We start from the raw sequence: 1,145 nt of genomic DNA, 5'->3' as shown, positions 1-1,145 counted from the left end.
CGCTGAAGTGGTGGTGGGAGACGCTGCTGGCGGTGCTGGCGTTGGGTGGCCTGTGGGTGGGGATTGACGTGCTGCACCACCAGTTTCGGGGCAAGTTGTTCGTGGGCAGTGATCCCAGTCCTGTCCCACGCCATGAGCGCGTTCAGGAGTGGGACCCCACCATCCCGGGCACATTGATCGATAAGCGCTGCACCCTGAATTACTGGATCCCTTATGGTCTCGAAACCCGTCCTGACTATGACCGCTGTCAGAAGCCAGGCAGGCCTGGAGCTGGGGAGATTTTTCTGCTGGGTGATTCCCATGCCCAGCACTTTCTGCCGATGCTTGATATCATAACGAGACGGACTGGTCAGCGACTGACGTTCTCCAACAAGCCGTCCTGTTTCCTTGACCCCTCGCTTACGCTTGAACTCAACAAGAAGCCTTATCAGCCTTGTACGGATTTTGCTATTGGCGAGATGTCGCGAGCTATCGAAAGGCTGAAGCCAGGCGATATCGTTGTAATCTCAAGCAACATTCATAATTATCTTGGTAGCGTTCATGGCGTCGGTTCCCAGGCTGAGTCGTCAGCTCGTATTGGCGGTAATCGACTCAACATCTCCGAGATGCGTATGGCCCATCTGGCTTCCTTGAGAGCTTATGCGCTGTTGCTGCAGAAAAGAGGAATCCAGTTGGTTTTGGTTGTGGATAATCCTCCGCTCTCCCAGGACGTTGTTTTCTGTCCCCCTGGATCTCCAAGAAGCTGTGCATTCGACCCTGCGACGACCGCCGCCAGGCAGCAAGTCATTCGCTCCGTGCTTGATCAAGCGGCTTCCGGTCTTGCCAACGTTCATGTTTTTGATCCCACGCAGGAACTTCTGGACGCCAATGGAAAAGTTCGCTATCGGAATGATGAGGGCACTATTCTTTATTCGGATTCTCACCATTTGAGTGTGACCGGCAGCCGATCCCTCGCAGTCCCGTTTGAGCGTTTTCTGGTGAAGTCCGGCCTGATTCCGGCCCCGTCCCGCTGATGGTGGCCGTCACGGGCACCGGAGCCGCACCATCGGCCAACCGCCAGGCGGAGGGTGGCAGCGGGAAGGGGGGAGGCTTCACCTACCGACCGGACATCGACGCGCTGCGTGGAGCGGCGATGCTGGCGGTGC

1 protein-coding gene is annotated in these 1,145 nt (G+C 57.1%); it reads left to right on the top strand.

Features of this window, described 5'->3' with window-relative positions:
- Window positions 1–1,013 (top strand): SGNH hydrolase domain-containing protein (locus VB737_RS16870; RefSeq protein ID WP_500314667.1); only part of this gene is annotated, 1,013 nt, incomplete at its 5' end.
- Window positions 1,014–1,145: the final 132 nt, after the last annotated feature.

Source organism: Synechococcus sp. BA-120 BA3 (assembly GCF_034931285.1).
Taxonomy (GTDB): Bacteria; Cyanobacteriota; Cyanobacteriia; order PCC-6307; family Cyanobiaceae; genus Cyanobium.
This window is presented reverse-complemented; position numbering and strand designations above follow the sequence as displayed.